10 protein-coding genes are annotated in these 25574 nt (G+C 41.4%); 4 read left to right on the forward strand and 6 right to left on the reverse strand.

The window, feature by feature from the left end:
* Positions 1–17 precede the first annotated feature (17 nt).
* The 3 genes from ACEQZT_RS15715 to ACEQZT_RS15725 are packed head-to-tail and all read right to left on the reverse strand — an operon-like array spanning position 18 to position 2886.
* Positions 18–1370: a TolC family protein gene (locus ACEQZT_RS15715; protein ID WP_370090417.1), complete on the reverse strand. Its 1353-nt coding sequence runs from the start codon at positions 1368–1370 to the stop codon at positions 18–20.
* A gap of 1 nt (position 1371) precedes the next feature.
* A complete protein-coding gene (gene sdaAB, locus ACEQZT_RS15720) occupies positions 1372–2049 on the reverse strand; it encodes an L-serine ammonia-lyase, iron-sulfur-dependent subunit beta (RefSeq protein ID WP_370090418.1) in 678 nt (225 codons plus the stop codon).
* Between the two features lie 42 nt (positions 2050–2091).
* Entirely contained in the window at positions 2092–2886 is a 795-nt protein-coding gene (locus tag ACEQZT_RS15725; protein WP_370090419.1) for a thymidylate synthase, read from the reverse strand.
* A 106-nt stretch (positions 2887–2992) separates the two neighbouring features.
* Between ACEQZT_RS15725 and ACEQZT_RS15730 the strand changes: the two genes are divergently transcribed.
* Together ACEQZT_RS15730 and ACEQZT_RS15735 are read left to right on the forward strand one after the other, a co-directional pair.
* Entirely contained in the window at positions 2993–5194 is a 2202-nt protein-coding gene (locus tag ACEQZT_RS15730) for an RND family transporter (RefSeq protein WP_370090420.1), read from the forward strand.
* On the forward strand, positions 5178–5624 hold the full coding sequence (locus ACEQZT_RS15735; protein ID WP_370090422.1) for a peroxiredoxin: 447 nt from the start codon (positions 5178–5180) through the stop codon (positions 5622–5624). Before ACEQZT_RS15730 ends, ACEQZT_RS15735 begins: the two co-directional genes overlap by 17 nt.
* Here the strand turns inward: ACEQZT_RS15735 and ACEQZT_RS15740 are convergent, their stop codons facing one another.
* Entirely contained in the window at positions 5625–8045 is a 2421-nt protein-coding gene (locus ACEQZT_RS15740) for an ABC transporter permease (protein ID WP_370090423.1), read from the reverse strand.
* Positions 8046–8307: 262 nt separating this feature from the next.
* On the opposite strand from ACEQZT_RS15740, the gene ACEQZT_RS15745 reads away from it, so the two are divergent.
* Positions 8308–10806: a hypothetical protein gene (locus tag ACEQZT_RS15745; protein ID WP_370090424.1), complete on the forward strand. Its 2499-nt coding sequence runs from the start codon at positions 8308–8310 to the stop codon at positions 10804–10806.
* Positions 10807–10879: 73 nt separating this feature from the next.
* On the opposite strand, the gene ACEQZT_RS15750 is transcribed toward ACEQZT_RS15745, so the two are convergent.
* Positions 10880–11638: a hypothetical protein gene (locus ACEQZT_RS15750; RefSeq protein WP_370090425.1), complete on the reverse strand. Its 759-nt coding sequence runs from the start codon at positions 11636–11638 to the stop codon at positions 10880–10882.
* Between the two features lie 222 nt (positions 11639–11860).
* Between ACEQZT_RS15750 and ACEQZT_RS15755 the strand changes: the two genes are divergently transcribed.
* Positions 11861–14803: a leucine--tRNA ligase gene (locus ACEQZT_RS15755; protein ID WP_370090426.1), complete on the forward strand. Its 2943-nt coding sequence runs from the start codon at positions 11861–11863 to the stop codon at positions 14801–14803.
* Positions 14804–14900: 97 nt separating this feature from the next.
* Here ACEQZT_RS15755 and ACEQZT_RS15760 read toward each other — a convergent pair whose 3' ends face one another.
* Entirely contained in the window at positions 14901–25409 is a 10509-nt protein-coding gene (locus tag ACEQZT_RS15760; protein WP_370090427.1) for a T9SS type A sorting domain-containing protein, read from the reverse strand.
* Positions 25410–25574 lie beyond the last annotated feature (165 nt).

Raw genomic sequence — 25574 nt, forward strand, 5'->3', positions numbered from 1 at the left:
TATAATTGGTGATCGGTTTAGAATGTTAATGGTTTGCCCTGATAGAATTCAAGTACTTTTTGTTTGAAAATGAAATCGTACTTAGCACGAGACAGATCAGTGCGAGCCTGAAATAAGTTATTGGAAGCTACCTGGTAGTCCGTAAAGTTTGCTGCTCCGTTGTTGTACTGATTTTCTACCGCTCTCAGTGTTTCCTCCAGTGAGGCTACCTGCTTTTGAGATGCAGTGAATGTTTTAGCAGCAGCAACAGCATTTCTGTATGATGACTCTATGGTTTGATAAAGTAAGTTTTGCTGCTCTTTCTCATTAATTTCTGCCTGCTGCAAAGCAATTTTTGATCGTTGGATATTGCTCCTGGTACTAAAGCCGTTGAAAATTGGAATTCTAAGGTTGGCAGATAATCCTCTACTTAGGTTGTTGTCATATTGCGTAGAAAGAGGAATAGTTTCAAATTCACCAGACACAGGATCAAACTGCTGAGCTGCATCCGAATATCTCGTATCCAAGCTTCCTGACAGTGTTATCGTAGGGTACATTCCTCCTTTTGCCACATCTACCCCAACATCTGCACTTTCTACTCTCAAAGCCGAACTCTGGATCTCTGGCATATTTGCCAATGCCTCATTATAAAGTTCTGTGATACTCGTATTTTCAATTTCTGCCTGATCGATAGTGACATCAGGAATGATTACATCTATCTCTTGACCCGGAGGTAACAGCAATGCCTGTTTCAAGGCAAGCAATGCTAAATCCAAATTGTTTTGTGCATTAATAAGGTTTACCTCATTCGTGGCTACCTGACTTTCCAATTGCAACTTATTAGCCAAAGGAAGCGCACCAGATTCTACCAGTTTACTTGTACGATCGAGTTGCTGTCTGCTAGATTCTAATTGGAATGTAGCATTATCAAGCAACTCCTTATTAAATATTACATTCAGGTAGAACTGGGCTGTATTTAACGAGATATCGTTTTCAGCCTTTTCGAGATCCTTTCGTGAGGCCTCCATGCTTAGCTTATCCTGCTTTATTCCATTGGTAATTTGAAGTCCTTGAATCAAAGGCAAACTCGAAGAAGCGCCAATGCTGTTAAAGTTTATTCGCTGATCAATAAATTGGTTGGTGGTAGGGTCAATTCCTCTACCCCAGTTAAAGCCATAGTTTCCACTTGCGTTCAGGGAAGGGTATCTACTAGCTTTGGATTGCTCCAAATTTACCTGAGCGCTCTGCATGTTCAGTTCGCTTCTCTTTACGTTCAAGTTGTTCTTAACGGCTATTTCGATACATTCTTCCAGTGAAAGCGCACGCTTTTCCTGACCGATTGAAGCAAAACCCAATAAAATCAGTGTGGTGATTAGTCCTAGTTTTTTCATTTTACTTATCAATGTCCGGTATGTAGATGACCTTATGCACCCACTTCCTCTTCTTTAAATATTCTAATGTTATATCGTCTATTCCTGAGTCCATTTCCAGAATAAGACATGCTAAATCATTTCGTCCTTTTCGAGATACGGTCATCGTGGCAATGTTGCATTCGTCTTGCGACAATACTTCAGTAAAGAATGCAATACTGCCCTTTACGTCATCTGCCTCTATGATCAGGGTGTGAAGACTCGCAGTAAAGTTTGCGTCAAATCCATTGACCTCCTTGATTCTGATAACTCCACCTCCCCTACTTTCTCCCAGAATTTCGACACTCTTATCATCCTTTCTTGCATTTACTCTTACAGAGTTTGGATGAAAGGTAGACGCACTCCCTATGGATCTAAACTTATATTCTAACCCAGCCTCTTCTGTCAATGCAAGTGCATCCTTAATCCGCTTATCATCCGTTCGGTAATCCATGAGTCCCGCCAGAATCGCCCTATTGCTACCATGCCCCTCGTATGTTCTGGCAAATGAGTTATAAAAGATAATATCTGCGTGATCAGGTACCCCTCCCAATATCTTATTAGTCACACGACCTATGCGAACAACACCTGCTGTATGCGAGCTGGATGGGCCAATCATAACCGGGCCAATCATATCAAATATTCCGCTGCTTTCTGCCATGTTTGACTAACTGATTAGTTGACTATTACCACCTTCAAAATGTTACACCGCAACAGCGCCTTTAATGTGCGGGTGCGGATCATAATTTACTAACTCAAAGTCTTCAAACTTGAATTTGAAGATATCCTTAACCTCCGGGTTGATTTTCATTGTAGGAAGCTCACGCGGCTCTCTTGAGAGCTGCAAGTGAGCTTGCTCGATGTGATTGGAATACAAATGAGCATCTCCAAACGTATGTACAAAATCGCCCGGCTCCAGATCACATACCTGAGCCACCATCATAGTAAACAAAGCGTATGATGCAATGTTGAAAGGAACGCCCAAAAAGACATCCGCACTGCGTTGATACAATTGACAGCTTAGCTTACCATCTGCCACATAAAACTGAAACAAGGTATGACATGGAGGTAAAGCCATATCATCCACATCGGCAACATTCCAGGCACTCACAATGTGCCTCCTGCTATCAGGATTATTCTTGATACCGTCAATTAGTTTTTTGATCTGATCGATCTTTCTCCCATCAGGTGTTTCCCAGCTTCTCCATTGCACGCCATACACAGGGCCAAGATTTCCATCCTCATCAGCCCACTCGTCCCATATGGAAACACCATTCTCCTTTAAATATTTAATATTTTGATCTCCCTGAAGAAACCAAAGCAACTCGTGGATGATCGATCTGAGGTGTAGTTTTTTAGTAGTGACGCAAGGAAATCCTTGACTCAAATCGAACCGCATCTGATACCCAAACACACTTTTTGTTCCAGTACCTGTACGGTCACCCTTCTCCGACCCATTGTCGAGGATATGTTGCATTAGGTTCAGGTATTGTTGCATTCTGTTCGTAGTTTGGTAACAAAATTAACTTTTAAACGAAGAAACCCTGAACCCACGATTAGATAAATATGTCGAGCGGTTGATTACCCTAAAGGGAAAGGTGATAATGACCTGCTTACTGGTAGCCATCACGGCTATACTGGGCTGGAATCTTCAATATCTCGCTTTTGACTTTGAATTCGAGAAGTTTTTCCCCAACAATCACCCAGATAGCAGAGCGTATGCTGAGCACACCGAACAGTTTGGTTACGACAATGACTACCTGCATATTATCATCGAAAAGCCTTCGGGGCTGTTTGATTCGGACTTCCTGAAAAGAGCGAGTGATTTCGAAAAGTCTTTGTCAGGAATTGAAGACGTTGACCATGTGTACTCACCACTTTCCCTTCAGCACGTAATCAAAAGCCCAACGGGTCTAGTCATCTTTCCTCTCATACACAGCGAGGAGACTTCACCATATCAATTAGCTCAGGATAGTGCCAGAATTTTTGGTAATCCATTTTACCGAGCGGCCTTCAGCAAAAATGGCAAGGCATTGAGCATCTACCTGAATCATGCTCACTTTGGAGATCAGCCAAGAAGTGAGCGACTGATCACCGCAATACAGGCAAAGGCAGACAAATATGGAATCGAGAATATGCGCCTGGTAGGGAAACTAAGCGCAGCGGGTGTTTTTATTTCTTACATCCAAAATGATTTTGGAAAGTTTCTGTTGGGTTCTCTTGTTCTCAGCTTTGGTCTGCTGCTTTTAATTTTTAGAAATCTAAAATCTGCTCTACTTCCCTTTTTGATCAGCTTGCTCTCCATTGTCTGGCTCTTCGGGACAATGGGTATGCTTGGACTGAAAATCAATTTACTAAGCTCACTGCTCCCTCCGATTCTATTCTTTGTGTCCATGTCTGATGCTGTGCATCTGATGAATGCATTAAAAAAATCAGGAGGACACAATCCCAAGGAGAGAATTAAAGAGGCACTCAAAATTGTTTGGATTCCAACTTTATTAACTTCTGTAACAACGGCCATCGGATTTCTAAGCTTGCTATGGATCAATACAGAACCAGTTCAATTGCTCGGCTTATTTGCAGCGCTTGGAATCTTGATTGCCTTCGTCATCACCTTCACGTTTGGCTTGCTGGTTGCTTCGGTCACTAAGTATTCTGCAGATCAGCGAATTCTAGAAGTTCCAAAAGGCTGGCTGGGGTGGTTGATTGGGCACAAAAGGTTTGTCATTATAAGTTCCGTGCTAATCTTATTGATTTCAATTCCAGGTATCGGCAAACTAAAAATCAACTCCTTTCTACTCGATGACTTACCAAAGGATTCTCAGGTCAGACAAGATTTTGAGTATGCCGACAATCAGTTGGGCGGCTCAAAGCCCTATGAAGTGCGTGTAGAAGTAATTGACACTTCTCGCTCCATATGGGAAAAGGAAGTAATGGATGAGATCGTGAAGATTGAGGATTATTTATTGCAAGATTACCCCATTGCAAAAGTGCAGTCACCTGCTACCATTATCAAGTACCTGAACATGGTCAACAATGGCGGCCTCAACGAAAACTTCAAATACCCTGAAAGTGAACGACGATATGCCCAGGTGTTGAGGTTAAAAAACCGGATCGACCCGAAACGATTGGATAAGCTAGTGACAGAGGATGGCAAAGTGGGGCGTCTGATCGGATTCTTTCCTGAACTTGGCTCGTATGAAACAGACATTCGAAATAAGAAAATGCTCATGAGTTTAGATACGATAATCAACAAAGAAATCATATCCTATCGGATAACCGGCACCACCTATCTGATCGATAAAAGTCATGAGCTACTCTCCTACAACCTGATGAAAGGGCTACTTACAGCAATCGGAATTATTGGAGTTATTCTTGGCCTTTATTTCAAATCCTGGAAGCTACTTGTCATAAGTCTCATCCCAAACTTAATTCCATTGCTCATGGTTGCAGGCATTCTGGGCTGGCTTGGTATTTCATTAAAGATGACCACCTCCATCATCTTCACTATTGCCTTCGGAATTGCCGTGGATGACACGATTCATATGATGAGCTATTACCTTAAAAACGAAAATGCAGATCCAATCGAACGAATAAAACAGACCTTTAAGCATGCAGGTAGCGCCATGCTGATCACCTCAATAATTATGTCGACTGGTTTCTCACTTTATCTCTTTTCCAATTTTGGAGCAACCTTTTACCTTGGACTTTTCGTAAGTCTTTCGCTATTGATAGCCCTCATTATTGACTTGAGTTTACTCCCCCTACTACTAATCACATTTAAAAAAGATGCTCAAAAAAGGTGATAAACTACCAGACATTTCACTAGAAGATCAGGATGGCAAAACTGTGACTTTACATTCATTTATAGGTAAGCCCCTGGTTATCTACTTTTATCCAAAAAACAATACCCGCGTTTGTACGGCCCAAGCCTGTGGGTTCAGGGATAATTATGAAGCCTTCCTCGATTTAAATGCAGAAATAATAGGCATCAGTGCTGACAGCACTGATTCACATAAGAAGGTTGCTGATAAGCGAAACTTACCCTTCATCTTATTGAGTGATGCTAAAAAAGAAGCCCGCAAAGCATTTGGTCTGCCGAGTATCCTTGGTCTTCTACCAGGGCGGGTGACGTTCATTGTAGACAAAGAAGGCATCATTAAGCATACTTTCAGAGCCGACTTCAATGCTAGCAAACACATAGAAGAAGCTCTGAAAGTAGTTCAGTCACTTTAATCACTCATCTTTCAATACATCAGCAGGATTCAACAATGAAGCCTTTGCAGTTTGAAATACAGAAATGGAAAGTGAAATAAAAAGCAACCCTGCCAGAGCTATAAGATAAATATCAATACCCATGTTGATCCGATACTCAAAATCTGAGAGCCAGATATTCATAAAGTAGTAACCAATGGGTGCTGCTATACAAAATGCAATTAAGAGTAACTTCACATAGCTTTTAGAGAATAGCAATACGATACTGGCTATGGAGGCTCCTAGGACCTTTCTCACGCCAATTTCTTTTAGCTTTTGCTCCACTGAAAATACAACAATTCCAAATAGCCCAAGCGAAGCAATGATGATTGTAAGTAAGGAGAAAAAAGATAGTACACTACCAAATCGTTGTTCTGTTTGGTACGAGCTTTCAAAATAATCACTGAGTACAGTATGCTCAAAGGGCCTACCGGGTGCAAATTCTGTCCATTTACTTTGTATATCCACCTTCAACTTTTCAAAATCTGCAACCGTAGCTCGAGACTTTAACATCACACGAGTCAGTGGCCTCTCTCCTTGAGCGTTTGATTCAGAATGAAAGATTGCAAATGGTTCGATGGGTGCATGCAACGTCCAGAAATTAAAATCTTTAGTAACACCTATGACATGATAGGTACCACTCCAGTTGGTGATTTTTTTATTGAGAATACTTTCATTTACCTCCCAGCCAATGGTGGCTGCTGCGGTCTCATTCAAAATAATGCCGTTTACATCATCGGAGAAACCAGGATCAAAACTTCGACCAACAAGAAATTCAACTTCTAGCAGGTCGGTATAATTCTCATCTCCTAAGGCGTAATTCAAAGGAACTGATCCTGCATTAGGTTCGTCCGGCACAAATTGATCACCATTCGAAATCAGAAGTGGAACTGCATCGCAGAGGGCTGTCCCTGCTACACCCTCAAGCTTGGAGAGTTCATTCGCGAATTCTTCCGCCGCACCTGTCCAATGAGCATTTTCTATGACTAATAGATTATCCTTTTCAAAACCCAGATCAGCATTCATGAAATGATCCAGTTGTTTGTAGATGGTTATAGTACTGATTATCAAAAGGAATGAAAGTACATATTGTGTTACCAACATGCCATTCCTGATTTTCAAGCCTTTAATACCTGAACGCATTTCTCCCTTCATAGCAGAAATCGGTTGAAATGAATTGAAGAAAACAAACGGATAAATACCTGAAAGCACGCTTACGGATACGACCATGAAGAGAATGAAAAGGATCAGCATGGGTTGATTAGCTGAAGCAAAAGACAGGGAAGTTCCTATGGATTGATTGATCAGTGGTATCGCATAACTAAGCGTACCAATGGCTACTCCCGCTGCGAGCAGGCAATAAACGAACGATTCCCCAAAATAGCGTTGTATAAATGAGAGCTTTGTCCCACCCAGAACCTTCCTCAACGCCACGTCCTGTGCTTTTGAGGTAAACTGAGCTGTACTTAAATTGATAAAATTGATACATGAAAGTATGACCAGGAAAATTGCTGACCCCATAAGAGCGATCACAATTTTGATATCCCCAACGCTACTCAATCGATTGTATATACCATCAGAGTGCAGATAGATATCCGTGAAGGGTTGCAAATACAAATTCCATTCTTTGCCAGCCTCAATGTATTCATCATATGTATATCCCATTACTTCAAGTGTCTTCACCGCATGTTTACGTGGCAGTTGGTTCAGTTTTGCCTGAACCTGATCAGGATCTGATGTTTCCTCCAAAAGGATAAACGTCTCAAACATGGTCCACATCCAATTCCAATTGCTTCGCTTAATGCGATCTATGCTGTTAAGCGATATGAGCATATCGAAATCAATATAGGATTTGAAAGATGAACGATTGACAACTCCTGTAACCTCAAACGTCTGCTTAGCAGGACCACCACTTAAATCAATAAATTTGCCGATCGGATCATCGTTCCCAAAGTATTTCTTAGCAATCTCTTCCGTAAGGACCATGGTGTTTGGACGCTCCAATGCTGTGTGAATATCTCCCTTAATTAAAGGGTAGGAAAAGACCTCAAAAAAATTAGAATCCACCGCAAGCACATATTCATCATTGAAAAAACGCTCTTCCTCGCCTACCTTGAAACGAACCGGCATCATGTTGGGCGTATGTACACGCACCACATGCTTGGCATCTGGAATATCCTCAGCGATGGCGTATCCTACTCCAGGCCCGGTACTCGAAAACAGGTTGGGGTTATCTTCGCCCCAGATAAACGTTTGATTGATCCGATAGATTTGATCACCGTTCTCATGAAAGGTGTCGTAATTAAGCTCGTCCTGAACGTAGAGGTAAATAAGTATGGATGAGAAAAATCCCACCGTTAGCCCCAGGATATTGATTAGAGAGAAGAGCTTATTTCGTTTCAAAGAACGAATAAAGAGTTTAATAGGTGTTAGCATCGTTATGGATATCAGGTTTTCGGATGTCTATGCTCCACAAAAGATGCCAAAGTATTTAAACGTTTATAAATCAACAACTTAATTGGATGCCAATAATTATCAATCGTTCAGTAGTGAACAAATGAGTGTTCATCGAAAACATTACAGAACATTAAATAATTCTATTAAATCGTAATAATATTACATTTCACTAAATTGCACTATTCTTTTAAAAATTAGCACTACCACTATGTATTCAATCACCCTGAAATCATTGAGGACAAGTACGTTCTTGATGCTATCCCTTTTGATTTTTATAAGCTGTTCAGAGGATCCTACAGAACCTACCAATGGTGTAGATGGAGTCAATGGATTCAACGCTTTGGTTGACATCCAAAATGAAGCAGCCGGAGAAAATTGCTCCACGGGCGGAGTTAAAATATCCGTAGGACAAGACGCCAACGAAAATGGCATTCTTGATGAAGAAGAAATTTCATCAACCAGTTTTATTTGTAACGGAGCAAGCGGTACTGACGGAGTTGGTGCTCCTACTTTGGTTGCACGCACATCACCTGAGGAACCAGGAGAAAATTGTGAAACTGGTGGCACCCTTGTGGAGATTGGTGCTGACCAAAACGGCAACAACACACTAGATAATAACGAAGTTCAAACCTCTTTCTTTGTTTGCAATGGATTAGATGGAAATGACGGGGCAGGATCTGGTTCTGACGGGCTCACCAGCTTGATCCGTGTTACTCCAGATGATTCCTGCCCAAATGGCGGCATCCTAATAGAAGTTGGGCTTGACACTAATTCCAACGGCAGTCTTGATGCAGGAGAAGTACAATCCACCTATTCTATATGCAATGGAACGGATGGATCGAATGGTACCAATGGATCGAATGGATTCAACACCCTTTCAAATGTGACCACTGAAAGTCCCGGACCAAATTGTTCCAACGGTGGATTAAAAGTAGAATTAGGTTTAGATACCAACCGGAATGGAACGTTGGATAATGAAGAGGTGGTTTCCGAAAACTATGTGTGTAATGGTGCTGACGGAAACAATGGCTCAGACGGATCTGATGGCACAAATGGTATTTCAAGCATCACTAGAGTCACAACTGAAGATCCAGGTGACAATTGTATATCTGGTGGGCTGAAGATTGAAATCGGAATGGATGATGTGACTACTGATGGCACTCTACAAAACGATGAAGTTGATTACACCTATTACGTATGTAACGGAGCTGATGGAGCTGATGGAGCAGACGGAAACGATGGTGCCGATGGCAGTGATGGTCTCAACTCACTAATCAGAACAACTAATGAGAGCGCTGGTGCAAATTGCTCAAATGGTGGAATAAGAATAGACATTGGTCTGGACACCAATAGAAATGGCAACCTCGACGCAGGTGAAATCATAGGGAGTCCAATTTATGTATGCAATGGTCAAAATGGATCAAACGGTGCTGATGGTGCTGATGGCAAAAGTGTAATAGTTACTTCATCTCCAGCTGGAGCAGCCTGTGCAAATGGAGGAACTACCCTCACCTTTGGCTATGACAATAACAATGATGGTGACCTTGCTGATGGTGGTGATCAAATCCTAACAAGCTATAGTGTTTGCAATGGTCTTAATGGGGCTGATGGAAGTGATGGCTCGAATGGCTCGAATACAATCATAGTTACTTCCACTGAAAACCCAGGTGCCAACTGCGCAAATGGTGGTTTGGCCTTTCAGGTAGGGCTAGACGTAAACGGTAATAATTCAATCGATACGGGAGAAGAGGTAGGAACCTACTATGTATGTAATGGTGCAGATGGTAGTGATGGTAGTGACGGGCAGAGTGTATTCGTAGAGAACACAGCATCCACAAGTTGCGGAACTGCGGGTGGAAGAAGATTAAGATTTGGGTACGACATGAACAATGATGGAGATATCGTGGATGGTGTAGATGTGATTCTTGCAACTGTTCATGTTTGCAACGGCTCGGATGGAGCAGACGGAAACTCAGACAATATCTACGAGTTTTATTTCCAGGAAGGTTTTGACGGATATAGCGGAGTAGTTGATGTAGCTATTTCTGACAAGCAGGGTACAGAATCAACAGAAACCTTTAGTGTGGATAGAAAACCTGAAGGAGATTTTCATGGTCTTATTTACTTCCCGGAAGTTGATGCAAGAGTTACCGAGGCAGTAGGAGCTGAATTTGAAATAGTAGAAGCAATTCTTTATCTAAGAGGCCGCTCTAGCCGAATTGATGGTGAAAGTAGAGACAATTATATTGGTGTAAAAACTTTAACACCAGAGGCCCCACTGTTTGATGTCACACGTGTTTCCTGGACAGCTGCGAATGCAACTCAAAACTGGCAGCTTCCCGGTGTAACGGATAACTCTACAGACGCTGATGCAAATGCATATTCGGACATGTTCAGGCTTCCTTACAACATTACCTTCGATGGTTATATTCCGCTCCTTTTAAATCGCAATGAAATTAAGCAGTGGGCTACCAGCAAAGACAGCAATAAAGGACTAGTTCTTTTGATGGCAGATGATGCCACACAGTATGAGTTGGATATTGTAAGTTCAAAAAATAGTAAGGATGAGTCCTATCGACCTATGCTTTATTTAAAAGTAAAAACAGGAGTAAGAGGACGAAGTTCATCTGCTGATTACAAGTCACAATGGAACGCTATGACCTATGAGCAAAAACTTGCGCCTCTTAAGCGAATCAACCGCAATTAAATTTGCTTAATTGCCACTAAAAAGCCCCAACCTGAAACGGAAGGGGCTTTTTTTAGTATCAGACTATTGTGTTTTAGAATCCACCTATCTTGAGCGTGATGAAGTAATTCAACTTGTCGAAAGCATCTGCCTCGGTATTGACAAGCTCCAGATCCTGTGTAAAACGCTTACTCACTCCCATGGCCAACCGGAAGTTTCGGCTGATATTAAACTCCAAGTCCGCTCCCGGCTCAACATACCAAAACACATCACTATCCACCTCATTATCTATTGGACCTGGCATGGTATTATCTACATTGGTCAAATGATAGCCAAGCCACCCCGCTCCTCCTGAAACGGGAAATGTGATATGCACTACCTCATTGGAGAAGAAAATCAGCTCCAGAAACATTCCTCCATAACCTCCCAGGATGTTTACTTCTTGTCCGGCTTCTATATCATCAAACTTTGCAGTTGGGATGATGCCATGTCCTTCAATTCCAATTCCGAGGGTACGATTTATAATCCAGCCACCACGCAATCCTCCCATCACTAAAGACTCATCTCTAAACTTGGTGCTTCTAAATGAAAGCGCTCCAAATCCACCACTATGACTCATCGAGCCACTTAAGGTTTTTATATCCTGCCGTCTTTCCCTCCTTTTCTCGGGCTCTGTACTTTGATAATATATAATCTTTGGTGTGTCATCCGTTTTTACTGCTGGCTGTGGAGTTGGTGATGGTACTGTGTCCGTTTTTACAGGTTTTTGCTCAGTTTTGGTAGTATCACTTTCCTGTCCATATGAAGCTTGAACAGCAAACAAAACAATAGCTAAAGTCAAAATATTCTTCATTCCTTCTTATTTGAGTGTGTTTGAGATAAAGACAGCATATTCATTCAATGGTTTCCTCATTTGTAAACCTATTTCATGTGTGTAGTTAATTTTCAATAGGACAAATGGAATTCGCATAAATATAGTCCTACACATTACAAGGTATATATTCGACCTAGCATATTTATGCTCATTTCTTCTTTGCATCTTTTACCTTTGCCAGCTTTAAAATTTCACAAACGAATGGCGGATTACAATTTTCAGGAGATCGAAAAAAAATGGCAGCAATACTGGAGAGATCAGAAAGTATATGAGGTGCCAAATGAATCCGATAAACCAAAATATTATGTCTTAGACATGTTTCCCTACCCATCCGGTGCAGGCTTGCATGTAGGCCATCCGCTGGGATATATTGCCTCGGATATTGTTTCGAGATTTAAGCGCCTCAATGGGTTCAATGTCCTTCACCCTATGGGATTTGACAGCTTTGGTCTTCCGGCAGAGCAATATGCGATTCAGACCGGGCAGCATCCTGCCATCACTACAGATGAAAACATTGCCAGATACAAAGAGCAGCTGATGGCACTTGGCTTTTCGTATGACTGGTCTCGCGAATTGCGTACAAGTGATCCTAAATTTTACAAGTGGACACAGTGGATTTTTAAACTAATCTACAACAGCTGGTATAACAATGATACGGATAAAGCTGAGCATATAGATACGCTAGTTGCTAAGCTGGAGAAAGAAGGAAATAAAAACATTAATGCAGCGTGCGACGCTGACACTCCAATCATTTCCGCAGACGAATGGAATGGCTATTCAGAAAAGGAACAGCAGCTCTTTCTTTTAAAATACAGGCTAACGTATCAAGCGGAAACCACTGTAAACTGGTGCCCAGCTTTAGGAACTGTATTGTCTAACGATGAGGTGAAGGATGGATTTTCAGAGAGAGGTGGTCATCCGGTTATCAAAAAGAAAATGCCGCAGTGGAGCATGCGAATCACTGCCTATGCAGATCGGTTACTTTCCGGACTGGATAAAATTGACTGGCCGGAACCTATCAAAGAGATGCAACGAAACTGGATTGGGAAATCCTACGGGGCAGAAATTGACTTTGACATTGATGGACATGATGAAAAAATCAGGGTGTTTACCACACGTATAGACACCATTTTTGGAGTGTCGTTTATGGTTCTTGCTCCTGAAAGTGAATTAGTTCCTACTATCACTACCGATGAGCAAAAGCAAGCTGTGGTAGAATACGTAGAAGTCGCGAAGAATCGTTCGGAGCGTGAACGCATGAGCGATGCGAAAAACGTCACCGGCGTATTTACCGGAAGCTACGCCATTCACCCGTTTTCGGGTGATAAGATTCCAGTATATATCGCTGACTATGTACTGGCCGGATACGGTACCGGAGCTGTGATGGCGGTACCAAGTGGTGATCAACGAGACTTTGATTTTGCAAAGAAATTTGATCTACCTATCCCAATCATCAATGATGCTCAGGTACTGACAGAAACAGAGGCAGATCCAACCAAAGAGGGAAAGATCATCAACTCCGATTTTCTCAACGGACTTTCTCCTGCCAATGCGATAGAACGGGGAATTCAGGAAGTAGAGAAGCGTGGAATTGGGGTGAGAAAAGTGAATTACAAGCTAAGAGATGCCATTTTTGGTCGTCAAAGGTATTGGGGAGAACCAATCCCGGTCTACTATGAAGATGAGATTCCTAAGCTGGTACCAGATGAAGAATTGCCATTAAATCTTCCAAAGGTTGATGAGTATCTCCCTACCGAAGATGGTGACCCGCCACTGGGCAGAGCCAAAGATTGGAGCCACAATGGACAGCCATACGAGCTATCTACTATGCCCGGCTGGGCTGGCAGCAGCTGGTATTTCTTTCGCTACATGGATGCACACAACGATGGCGAGTTCTGCAGCAAGAAAGCCAGAGATTACTGGAAGGATGTAGACTTCTACATGGGTGGAAGTGAGCATGCAACCGGTCACCTACTCTACTCCCGCTTCTGGACGAAGTTCTTGTACGATTTAGGAATCATCGAGGTAGATGAGTTTGCTAAGAAGCTGATTAATCAGGGGATGATTCAGGGAAGGTCAAATTTCGTTTATCGATTCATTCCAGACGCTATAAGCTATCCAAGTGAATGGGGTAATAAAGAGAAACCTGAAAAAGTAGTAGAAATTTACATCAGCAAAGAGTTTTATGACGCATTTGATGATAATGGTATTTTCAAAGCAGGTAACTCTTTGAAAGCAGAATTCATTAATCAAATTAATAGAGTCACTAAAGAATTAAAGGATATTGGAATACGAATTGCACCTGTTGACCTCAACAGAGAATATTTAGTTCAAAAACTGCACGTTGATGTAAGTATTGTTAAGGATGATGAGTTGATAATTAGTGAGTTTACTAGAGGAAAAAAAGACTCGATTGTAAAATTTGTACTCTCTGATTCATACAAATGCGGATGGGAAGTAGAAAAAATGTCCAAGTCCAAGTTTAATGTGGTGAACCCGGATGACCTGGTATCGAAGTATGGTGCGGACACCCTGCGTATGTATGAAATGTTCCTTGGACCTATCGAGCAAAGCAAGCCATGGAATACCAATGGCATTGAAGGTGTCTATAAGTTCTTACGAAAATTCTGGTCGCTTTTTCACGAAGAAGATACTTTCAAAGTTTCTGATGAGCAACCTACAAAAGATGAACTGAAGGTACTTCACGGCACAATCAAGAAAGTCTCTGAAGATGTTGATCGACTTTCATTGAATACTTCTGTCAGTACATTCATGATCGCCGTAAATGAGCTTTCTTCTTTAAAGTGCAATAAGCGGGCGATTTTGGAACCAATGACAGTAATTCTCTCTCCTTTTGCGCCACACATTGCTGAGGAACTTTGGCACAAACTAGGAAACCAAACTTCCGTAGTAGATGCCTCCTATCCGAAATTCGAAGAGCAGTACCTGGTAGAAGATTCCATCGAGTATCCTGTTTCCGTCAATGGAAAAATGCGAGCAAAGATCAGCTTCCCTGCTGATGCCAGCAAAGAAGAAGTAGAGGCAGGCGCCTTAGCCAACGAAACCATTCAAAAATGGATGGATGGCAAAGACCCTCGCAAAGTGATCGTGGTGCCCAAGAAGATAGTAAATATTGTCGTTTAACATGTCAGTCTGATCCTGTCGAAGACGACATCCTAAATCACAAAAAAGCCCCTGATGAAATCATCAGGGGCTTTTCTTTTTCTATTCTATAGTTGTCCTAGTGGACAATCATGATTCGTTTAGCTTGTCGCTTACGATCCTCCGCATACAGATGGATGAAGTACATACCGGAAGGCATCTCAGCAGTTCGTACCGTCATGGTTCGTGTACCCTTCGCAATATCACCTTTCAGCACTTCCCTACCAGCCTGATCATAAATCACCCATTCGGTATCTTGGGTGATACCATCCACAAACTCCACAGTAACTTGCTTGTCTGCTGGGTTTGGATATAGGGAGAAGTCTGCCAGTTCATCCACACCCAGAGCTAACTCCGTATTTGGATTACTAAGACCCATCACATCAGACTGCAGTACTTGCTTGGTTGTCAGGTTTTGCACGTATGCAACCACAGTCAACGTATCCATTACATACATGTTAGACACTGGCCATGTGATATTCGCAATACTCAAGACATCATTGACCGCAATCGCACCTTGCTCAAATTGTCCGGCAGCACTTGGCAACATTTTGCGAAGCACATTGGTAATGGTATCATTCACCTGATACAATCCAATAGGTTGAACATCAACGCCATCGACTATTATCTGAGGCTCAAGTATAGCAATGAACAATCCCAATTTGGTATTGGTATTAGCAATCTCAGAAATTGCTGTAAAGTCCGCCCCAACCGTCAGATTGTTCTCAGCATCTATGGAAGCATTTATTGCTATATCAAAACCAGGATTAACAAGCTTCGCATTTGTCAACTGTGCTGATATACTTCCACTCAGCTGAGAAGCATTAGTTATTCGCTCTGCCTCACCAGCGATGGCCATACTAGGAATATCCTCAATTCCGTAGAACGAACTTTTAGCTCCTGGAGCTGAAGTGTTTCGTTGATTTAGTTGATCCCTATTGGCGCCACTATTAGCAAAATCAGTGAAATAATTTATTCGTACCACATCATTGCCATTGAAAATTGGGGCATTATCAATTATGTTATTTATCGTCTTACTAGACGCGTCAAGTGTAGAAGAGAATTGCTCCAAGAGAACAACCTGCTCCCGATCATAAATCTGCACTAAATCAAACGCAAATCCATTAGTTGTCTTAGGTGTAGCCTGAGCTGCGAGCGCAAATCTAAATCTCACGTACTGTTCCTCACCAACTGGTATTGCTAATGGCGCAATCGCTTCGTCCCAATCGTTATTTAATGCCCACCCAATTCCCTGACCGTTATTAGCCGTAGATAATGGACCTGGGGAAACAGTTCCCGGCGCACTTGTAATTGCCTCTCTGTTATACCAGTTTGGAGTTGACTTTAATCCTTCCGGTTGGCTGTCATCAAAGCTGCCAACATTCACCCATGTTCTACCATCATCTGTGGACATTTGTAATACCACTCCATCTCGGAATGTTTCGAAATCCTCATATCTCAGGAAGCTAATAGTTGGTGCACTAAATGCCGACAAATCAAACGATGGAGAGTAGACAAAGGACTGCTCTGATGGCTGATATCCATTTGTATAGACTGCATTAGAACCATCAAAGTTTGCCGAACCAGGAACACTGCTGCCTATTTCCCATGAGGTCAAAAGACTATTATCCTTTCCATCCAGCGAAAGCGTTTCTACCGTCCAACCGCCAGCACCTGATTCAAAACTCTCAGTATATGAGGTCAAACCAGCGAGGTGATCGATGATTTCAATATTTCTGATTCCGTATTCTACTTCAGTATCCACCTCACATCCAGCAGTAGTTCTCATTATTACTCTCACAGGGTAGCTACCTGCAGTATTAAAGCTGTAACCAGGAGAACCTGGATTGTAGTTATAATTTAATGGAAATGTTGGAGTAGTAGTTACAAATTGAGAAACACCATTCACAAAGAACTCTACATAGTTCACGTCCCCGTCAGGCAAGCCCGCATTATCCTCAGTAATTCTGAAGTCAGTACCATCAGGATTATTGGCAGTTGTACCAACCCAAACGATTGATGGAGAAGGTGCTTCACCTACTGTTATTGTTTGGCCAATTATAGATGATTGACACATGGTAGCATAATCATTAGGATTACCGTCTCCAATGTATGTCACATCAACACTGAACTGGGCAGAATTTAGCGTTCCTAAATTATAGACCAATGTATCTCCACCTGCAGTTCCGTCAAGGTTTTGAACTTCTGTTGTTCCAACTCTCCAAATGAAATTATATGCATCTTTTCCTTGCCCTAAACTATTTGGGATCATTTCAACAAAAAGCTTAATATCTGTTTCAGCACATGTACTGGCAGACTTTATTTCATTATCCGCAATTTGTGGTAATGGATTTATTAAAATAGTTCTGTCGACTGTATTGATACACCCAAATGCATCTGTATAAGTGTAGCTTATAATATGACTTGACTGAGTTGCAAATGGATCACTTCCATGGACTGCTGGATCTGAAGGGTCAATAGCTGCTACTCCATTACTAGATGATAGCGGATTTCCATTAAGTTGAAAAGTACCTGAGTTTGAAGCAACATATTGAATTATGTCATCATCATATCTTACTCCTGTTGTTACTATATCCGGATCATCATAACAGAATTCCAGCATATCAGCATTTGTTCCATTGAATGTAATAGAGATATCCGGATCAGGGTAGATATAAAAAGCTTTACTTACAATAGATTCACAAAGAGTAGACTCATCCGAGTAAGTAAAGGAGACAACATGAACTGTAGGATCTCCTCCAACTGCTTGCGAACCTGTTACCCCATCGTGCAATGTGATTAGGTTTACTGTTGGAAAACTATTCGAACCTGAAATTGTACCATCAATTGGACCATTGATTAAAAAATTTGTCTCTGTGTATGAATCAATAGTGAATGAACTTATTCTACTAGTATTGGCAGTGACGCTATTAACTTCCAACTCGATGGTTAAATTGCCAGACATATCTCCCAAAGGATCATCATCGCGACAGAATAAGTCACTTAATGTATTTCCTAAATGATTGACAATTTCTAAATCTTCTGGATCAGCAATATCTATTATAAGCTGAGCAACAGGGCTCTCACAACCTGCAAAAAAATTCCCATACGAATCGGTAAGTGTGTCAGTTACCTGAATAACTTCATATATGACCTGTCCTGTGGAAAGTCCTACCAAACCGAGATTGCTAAATGTAGGTTGTTCACCGATGAATCTTGGATTAGTTTCCCCTTGTACTCGCCATTCCACCTGTTCATCACCAGCATACAAATCGCCAGCCACAAACGTGAAGGTAGGGTCAAGCTGATCCGAACAAATCTTGAAATTGTAAACATCATCTGTAAGATTGGCGTCCTGATCAACGAAGTTGCTGGCAGCTCCATTATCAGATACAATACTTGGCGCACCTTGAATTGCATGTGTAGTAATTGTGATCGGAACTGCCTCACTCTCGCAACCATCGAATCCACGAGATAAAATGATATCATTATTTCTTGAAACGTACACAGTATATACCCCAGGAGAATTAATAGAGGTAATCGTACTTGCTGTTTCTAGCGTAGATTCAGTCATAGGATCTCCAACGCCGAGAGGGTCTCCGATTCGTGTAATACCATTATTGGAACCATCTACGCCTTCATACCAAATATATTCATCCACCCCATCAATAAAAGTGTGATTTATATTTGGCAAATTGTCTCCTTCACAAATATGGAATTCTGTGGTGCTGGCATTAAAATCAAGATTGGTAGGAGGTGAAGCTTCTTCTTGAGCAACTATATTGACTGTTATGGAATCACTCGTACATCCGGCAAAATTGTTATAAGGCTCAAGATTAATATTTTCAGTTCTTGATATTAAATAGATAACAGAATCACCTGCAAAGATATCCGGCACAGTTATTAATTGTGGGTCTGTGTCTGAAGTACCGGGTTCTGTTAAGGTTATAGGTGTGGTTACTGCAGATCCTGCCGAAGCGTCCCAGAACCTTCTACTAATATTGTAAGATTCGTCCTCTAACAGGTCAGTCAAAGAGATCTGAGCTGGAGTGGTAGAAGAACCATCATCTTCAACGCAGTAGTCAAATGTATAAATATTACCAACCTTTACAGCGGAAGGCCATCCTACCGTACTCACAACGGGAACATTTGGAATATTAAACACGTTTACTGTTACCTTCCTTAATTCTGACTCACAGTCATAAATAGATGTTGTGCTGAAATAGAAAACCTGAGTCTCCTCAGCTCTCAGCGCAAAACTTCCATCAACATTTAAACCAACAGCTCCTGGAGTTATAGAGTAATTATTTTCAAAAGCATTAATCAGCTGTTCGGATTCATTATACCATGAGATTTCCCCTAACCCTGTTAACCGTCCAATATCTCTACTACCTAATCCAATGAAATTCTCATTCAAGAGAAAGGTTCCACCTGTCGGAGTGAATTCAAAACGATTGTCACCTAATGCCGTAATCGTTGCTGTAGCACCACTCGTCAAGCCTTGAATATTTTCAGTTGTAAGAACATATTCAGAAAAAGAAGATACAGTACCAACTGATCCGCTAGTTAGCCCCTGAATGGTCTCTCCAACTATAAAATCTCTTGTAATACTTGTTAACTCTACAGTTGTAGCAGTGACTGATGTAACAACTGATTTTGCACCACTAGTCAATCCGACAAAGGTCTCATTAACCTGAAACACAGGTCCTGCTGGAAAGGTAAGAATACCGGTATATAAATTATTGTAGTTATACACGCTTTCTTCAACAGCTGTAAATGAAGTTATGACATCACCAACGCAATATTCCAATACATATTCATCCGCATCTATTCCAGCATCTGGAGTAGAATTATTGAAAAATCCAGATGAAGAACCAGCTGTTCTAGTTGTAGCGTCCAAGAATGGCGTAGCTTCAGGAGACCTAATGTTTAGAATTGCTGAGGTTTGTCCAGAACAACCAGCTGGTGTTAAGTTTTCAGTTACATAGATAATACGATACTGACCGGATTCATCTTCATCTGTGTCTCCATCTTGATCAGGATCCGAAGGATCAAATTCATTAACTATTCCAAATGGTCCTGTGGAGGTAAAGTCCTCATATGGGTCATAACTTGATCCATTCCATACTTCAAGTATATAGCCATTGGTAATAGGCTCACCTGCTTCAATAGTATAATTTCTATTCCATCGTGTAGTTGCAGCATTTGGATCATCCGCAGTGAATGAAGACACATATTGTAAATCCCTAGTCAGCGTGAAAGCCGCATCAACATCACAATAATTAGATTCTAGGTTGCTAATGCTGACTAAAGGAGTTCCATATATAAAATAGTATTCAAAATCTTGAATTGTATTGCCCCCTATGGGATCAAATGTTAACCTTTGAACAAATAACGCACTACCATTTCCATCATTTAGAGCCGCAAGCGACGAAGTAAAGCTGGCAGACTCCAAACTCATATCTGTTGCCCAAGGATAAGATCCTCCCAAGTCAGCTGGTCTTCGCTCATAGAATCCATTAGTTGGGGGGCCTCCTATAGCGTCAGCGTTCATCCATTCTCTATAAAAGAATCTACTAAACTGAAGATCATTATTTACATCGGGTCCATATTGGGTAGGATCCAATCTTAAGGTCACCGGAAGCTCATCAATGCAATAAATCTCTTCCGGAGGGTTGGTATGCCCAGGTCCAACTGTAAAAAATTCAGTTACAGGGTTGACAGTCATCTGTCTTGTCAATGTAACAGATTCTCCGGTAATATTATTAGTAACTTGATAGGTTATAGTATGAGGAGAATTTGTACTGCCAGCAATTGATGGATCAAACAACACCAATAAATTCGCCGCGGAAGGATTAGTAACAGTAACACCAGCCCCGCTAACAGAAACTGTATGATTTACAGGTTGACTTAAATAAATAGTATCTCTATCATCATCCTCTATGTAGATATTATTTGTGAAGGTGTGTTCATATTCTGGACTTAAGTCATCATAAATCAACACATTCGATCTAAGTGATTCACTGTCACATGTTCCATCGTTCAATCCTATGTCAAAAGTATAGAGTCCAGGACTAGTTACACCCAAATCAATGTTTGTATTTAGAGAGTTAGTACTTATCAATGAATCAGCTGGACCCGGAGGTGTATCATATAGTGAAACATCATACCATTTCGCCACATCCGGCCCTACAATATTGGCATCTAATGAAAAGGAAACTATACCAATATTGTTAAATGATGCTGAAGTGGTTGTTGAGGTATTACCGCTGACTCCACCAGTAATAACTCCAGTCATCTCAGCTATTGTACCATCTGTGAGATACACTTGCAAGTTGGATGCTCCATCGTCTGAAACAACAATACCAACAGCTCCTCCCCCAAAAGTAACTTCCTCGCCAAGCGTGAATGGTGGAGCAGTAGGTGCCGAATATACTACATCAATGTATGCTACTCTATTAACTGTGGTATCCACAAGGTTCACTCCATCCTGATCGGTTATAAATGTTATTGCTGGGGGACTAGTATTGCTACTCATGCTAGCAAAGCTGGTTGCAGAGGTTGATAATACGGCCGTTCCACCTGTTTTTTCAAGACTTCCTGAAGCACCTCCTGATACAGCCTTCACCTGCAAATCATCAATATATAAATCATCATCGGCTATTGTATTGTCAATTGTTAGTGTTATTCTAAAAGAGGCTGTTCCTATAAACGCACTGCTAATTGCGCTGATATCCCCGAATGTCGACCCGGAAAAGTTAGGAGAAACAGCAGTGTTAAACTCAAATCCCTCCGGCAAGGTGAATCTCATAGTTACGTTGGTTCCTGCACTAAAATCTCCATTACTTTGTTCATCAATGATTATTTGACCAAGAGGCTGAAAACCATCAGATGTACAAATCGGTCCTAGTGTTGGTGCTGTCACATTAGCACCTCCGGTTAATGTATATTCATTGGAAGTTACATCTGTCCTATTGTTACCTCGCGAGTCAATACCAATAACTGTCACTTCATAGGTGGTGAATCCTTGTGATCCAACCGTAATTGGTCCATCTACATGCGTATCCGCAGCACTTGTATAACTCCATGTCCCATCACCATTATTCACAATTGAAGCATTTGATCTGGTATCCCCATCAACACTAATGATTAAGGTAGCATTAGGGTCATCAACCACTCCTGAAAAATCAGGGGTTGCATTACCACTACTTGTATTAACTGCAATGTATGGAGCCGCTCCATCATCTGTATTAGTAAAAGTTTGTAATACATTATCAGCCCCCCCTGCATCCTCAGCATAAAGAGGATTAACAGTAACATCCGGCGTTATGTACGTATCCATTCCCAAGACTGCAGGTGGCCATGTTCCGTTTCCAGTATAGGCACCTTCTGAAATACTTAGAGTTACCTGACTGCCACTAGGCGTAGCTGTATTAACAGTGTAAGTATCTACACCTTCACTAACTGTAAAAAAAGTAGAATTCCCATTTACAGTTAACGTTTCAGAGAAGTTGACTGATATTTCATCAATAAATCCATTATTATCGGTATCTGCCGTTATCGCTGATAGAATAGCAGGTCCAGCCATATCTGCAGGCGTTTTCGATCCTGTTAAAATAACATTACCAGCGTCATCAGTAAGGTTTCCTTGTGTGAAATCTAAATTACCATCAACCGCAGTGCCTACATAAGAGGTGAATCCAAGGGTGAAAATATGGTCATCTGGATTATTAGGATCAATTCCATTTAATGGTGTAGCAACCACAGATGAAGGTGATACTCCATTATTAATTCCTCCATTAATACTGAAGTCAGCCAAACTTGCAGGCAAAGTTGTATCATCAATGTCATCAGATAAAGTGATTACAATTTCATCAATATTACCATCTGCATTTACATCAAACGCTTGAACGCTTGCCAAGGTATCACTATATAAATCCGGGAGTGTAAATACATAGCTATTGGATTCTATCCATGGTCCCCCAGTTGTTCGACCACTCACACGACCGTCCACGGCATTGATTGTATAGGTTTCAACGCCTCTAAATGGTCCTCCATTTATATCATTGAGGTGAAATCGAAATACCGTCCCTGTATATCCACCAGTACCAGTATTATAAACTATAATATTATCTGAATTATCAGTCCACTGTATATCAGTAGCGTCAGCATCATCAATAGTTACAGGTGATCCGTTTGCAGCGTATTGAAAGTTAACATCATCGGTCTGTGGTGAATCAGCAGAACCATTGGTCCAATTTCCAGTTTCAATAATTCCGCTGGTTGAATTAGCAATTCTAGCTGTACCTGCATCTCCCGAGAGTAGCCCTTCTGAAAATGTATATTCGATGTATCCCTGATCAGCTGCTTTCACAGAATAAGTAATGTTCGTCACAGTAATTTGATCCGTAACTACATTTAGATTTATCGCTCCGGTAGTCTCTGATCCGGCAAGTCCATTAGCAGCAACATCATCGAAAGTTGTTCCATCCGTTGAAACCTCAACTGTTTCTGTTCCGTCCGGAGCTAAAGCATTTGGTGCTACATTGAGAGTAAACCTAAGTGTGTCTTCACTTGCCAGGCCACTATTCCCTTGTGCATCTAAAACATCTGTTACCGTTACAGTAGCTGTACTATTGAAAATCGTTATATCAAAGTCAGCCAGGTTAATTGTTCCATCCGCTGGATAAACTGTTTCTGAAAAGATCACCTCCAAATAAGCATTCGATGAGTTAATTGAGGCACTGGCTATGCGAGGTAATGCTGCATCTGTTGGACTAACAGAACCATCAACAATATTATTCCCTGCATCATCAGTTAGACGAGTACTCAATCCATCAGAAGTATAATCTAATGTAGAAGTAACTCCCGTCCCATGAGGGTAAGTGGTAAACAATAAAGCAAATAAATCATCATCTGAAGTTGTTCCTGTATCAAATCCAGTTGGATTTACACCGCCGAAAGTAAAGTCATTCAAATCAATGGTTGCATCAAGGATGTCGTCTGTCATGTCCACTGCGACTGAATCAATAATACCATCATTATCACGATCATAAGCAACTGCTGTAGCATTATTAAATAAGTCTCCAAACTCATCAGATAAAAAGACTGTAATGGTTGCTCCCGGATCTAATGTTTTTGAACCTGGAAATGATTTCAATTTTGATACAGACGGGTTATATACTTGAAAGCTCTCTAGTCCGGTTGGCGTCCCTGTTACCGAACTAGTATTTACCCTCAGTTGTGTTTGTGCTCCTTCTCCATTTACGGTAATAGCAGATCCATCCGCTTTTAACATGTCAGCGCTAGTAGGTAAGCTAAAAACTACACCACTACCACCATCAGAGTAGCTCTGATAAAAAAGTCCTCGATCATTTCTCCACTGTGTTTCTTTATTCCCATCATCACTTCCATCTCTACTCATGGGGTCAGAAAATTCCACGATAAGAAATGAATTGGTAGCATCCATATATGCATCCACAAAGGAAGCCTTAGCAACAGCATTTAAGGGTATTACTCCTGTGGTTTGAGTACCTAACATCGGGTTATTTGAAGCATCATATACTGAAGTACCATTTGTAGGTACGATGGCGATTGTTTCATTTCCGTTGGTAGATCCAGTAACAGCTAATTGAAAGCGAATGACATTATCCCCTGCCGCAGTTGGGGTCGCATCGTCTGTTTGCGTAAGGTCATCAATCACGGCTGCCGTTGCAGTACCTGTATTCTGCAAAAAGTTTAAGGTAAATTCAGATCCCGCTGTTGATACAGCCAATCCACCACTATTGTAAACACCTTCAGAGAAAGTTACTTGCAAATAGGCGTTACTGGCTTGAAGTATGTTATCAGCTGCGACTATAATTGGAGCTGCTGCATCTATGTGATTTTCAGCTCCATCACCAATAGAAGTAAGATCATGCTCATCATCCCAAAGGCCATTTACTCCAGAAACGTCAAATGATCCAACAGAAGTATTTTCAGTAATCTGACCAGTTATATTGTTGATAGCAACAAAACCGAATGTCCCATCGTCAGAAACAACAATATCCCCATCCACAAAGCCCCCAGCAGGCTGACCATCAGGTAGCGTAATCGAACCTACTTCAGCTACTACATGAGTATCATTGTCATCTGCATCACTTACAACTTCACTGAACACATAAACAACCCTGTCAACAAACCCATCATTATCTAAATCTTCAAATTGTACACCTGTCAGTACAGGTGGTGCCGCATCGATCGTAGTGATGAACAGATCATTAGAAGCTTCATTACCAGCTAAATCTGATAATTCTGCGCTTGCATTATCCTGAATATATTCGAATGTCGGGTCTGCGGTATTACCTAAATCTACATCTAAAGTGAAAAATTGATCAGTTGTTGAAATATCACTAGCATTGTCAACACCGACTGATCCTCCAGGCAACACTGTAAATACTGCGGCAACTCCGCCAATCTGAAAATCAGCGGTTTCAATAGACGACTCATCAATTGGCTCAGACATCTCAACCAAAATTTCATCAATGCTTCCATCATTATCAAAATCATAAAATGTAGCACTTACAAATGTTGGTACTTGAGTATCCACTACAAAAGATGGTGAGGTATCTCCTACATCCGCATTCCCCGCAACATCCGTTGCTCCACTGCTCGATGAAACAGTAACCGTCTCTGCAGCTATCTCCTCTGAAGTACCATCATGCGTAAATGTCTCCGTCCAGGTATCATCGGTAAATGTGGTGGTTGACCAGGC

The organism is Ekhidna sp. (assembly GCF_964218185.1).
Classification (GTDB): Bacteria; Bacteroidota; Bacteroidia; order Cytophagales; family Cyclobacteriaceae; genus Ekhidna.

Coding starts and splice junctions, on each gene's coding strand:
- ACEQZT_RS15735 (WP_370090422.1), top strand. CDS start 5,178: ATGCTCAAAAAAGGTGATAAACTACCAGACATTTCACTAGAAGATCAG.
- ACEQZT_RS15750 (WP_370090425.1), bottom strand. CDS start 11,638: ATGAAGAATATTTTGACTTTAGCTATTGTTTTGTTTGCTGTTCAAGCT.
- sdaAB (WP_370090418.1), bottom strand. CDS start 2,049: ATGGCAGAAAGCAGCGGAATATTTGATATGATTGGCCCGGTTATGATT.
- ACEQZT_RS15730 (WP_370090420.1), top strand. CDS start 2,993: ATGACCTGCTTACTGGTAGCCATCACGGCTATACTGGGCTGGAATCTT.
- ACEQZT_RS15745 (WP_370090424.1), top strand. CDS start 8,308: ATGTATTCAATCACCCTGAAATCATTGAGGACAAGTACGTTCTTGATG.
- ACEQZT_RS15725 (WP_370090419.1), bottom strand. CDS start 2,886: ATGCAACAATACCTGAACCTAATGCAACATATCCTCGACAATGGGTCG.
- ACEQZT_RS15755 (WP_370090426.1), top strand. CDS start 11,861: ATGGCGGATTACAATTTTCAGGAGATCGAAAAAAAATGGCAGCAATAC.
- ACEQZT_RS15715 (WP_370090417.1), bottom strand. CDS start 1,370: ATGAAAAAACTAGGACTAATCACCACACTGATTTTATTGGGTTTTGCT.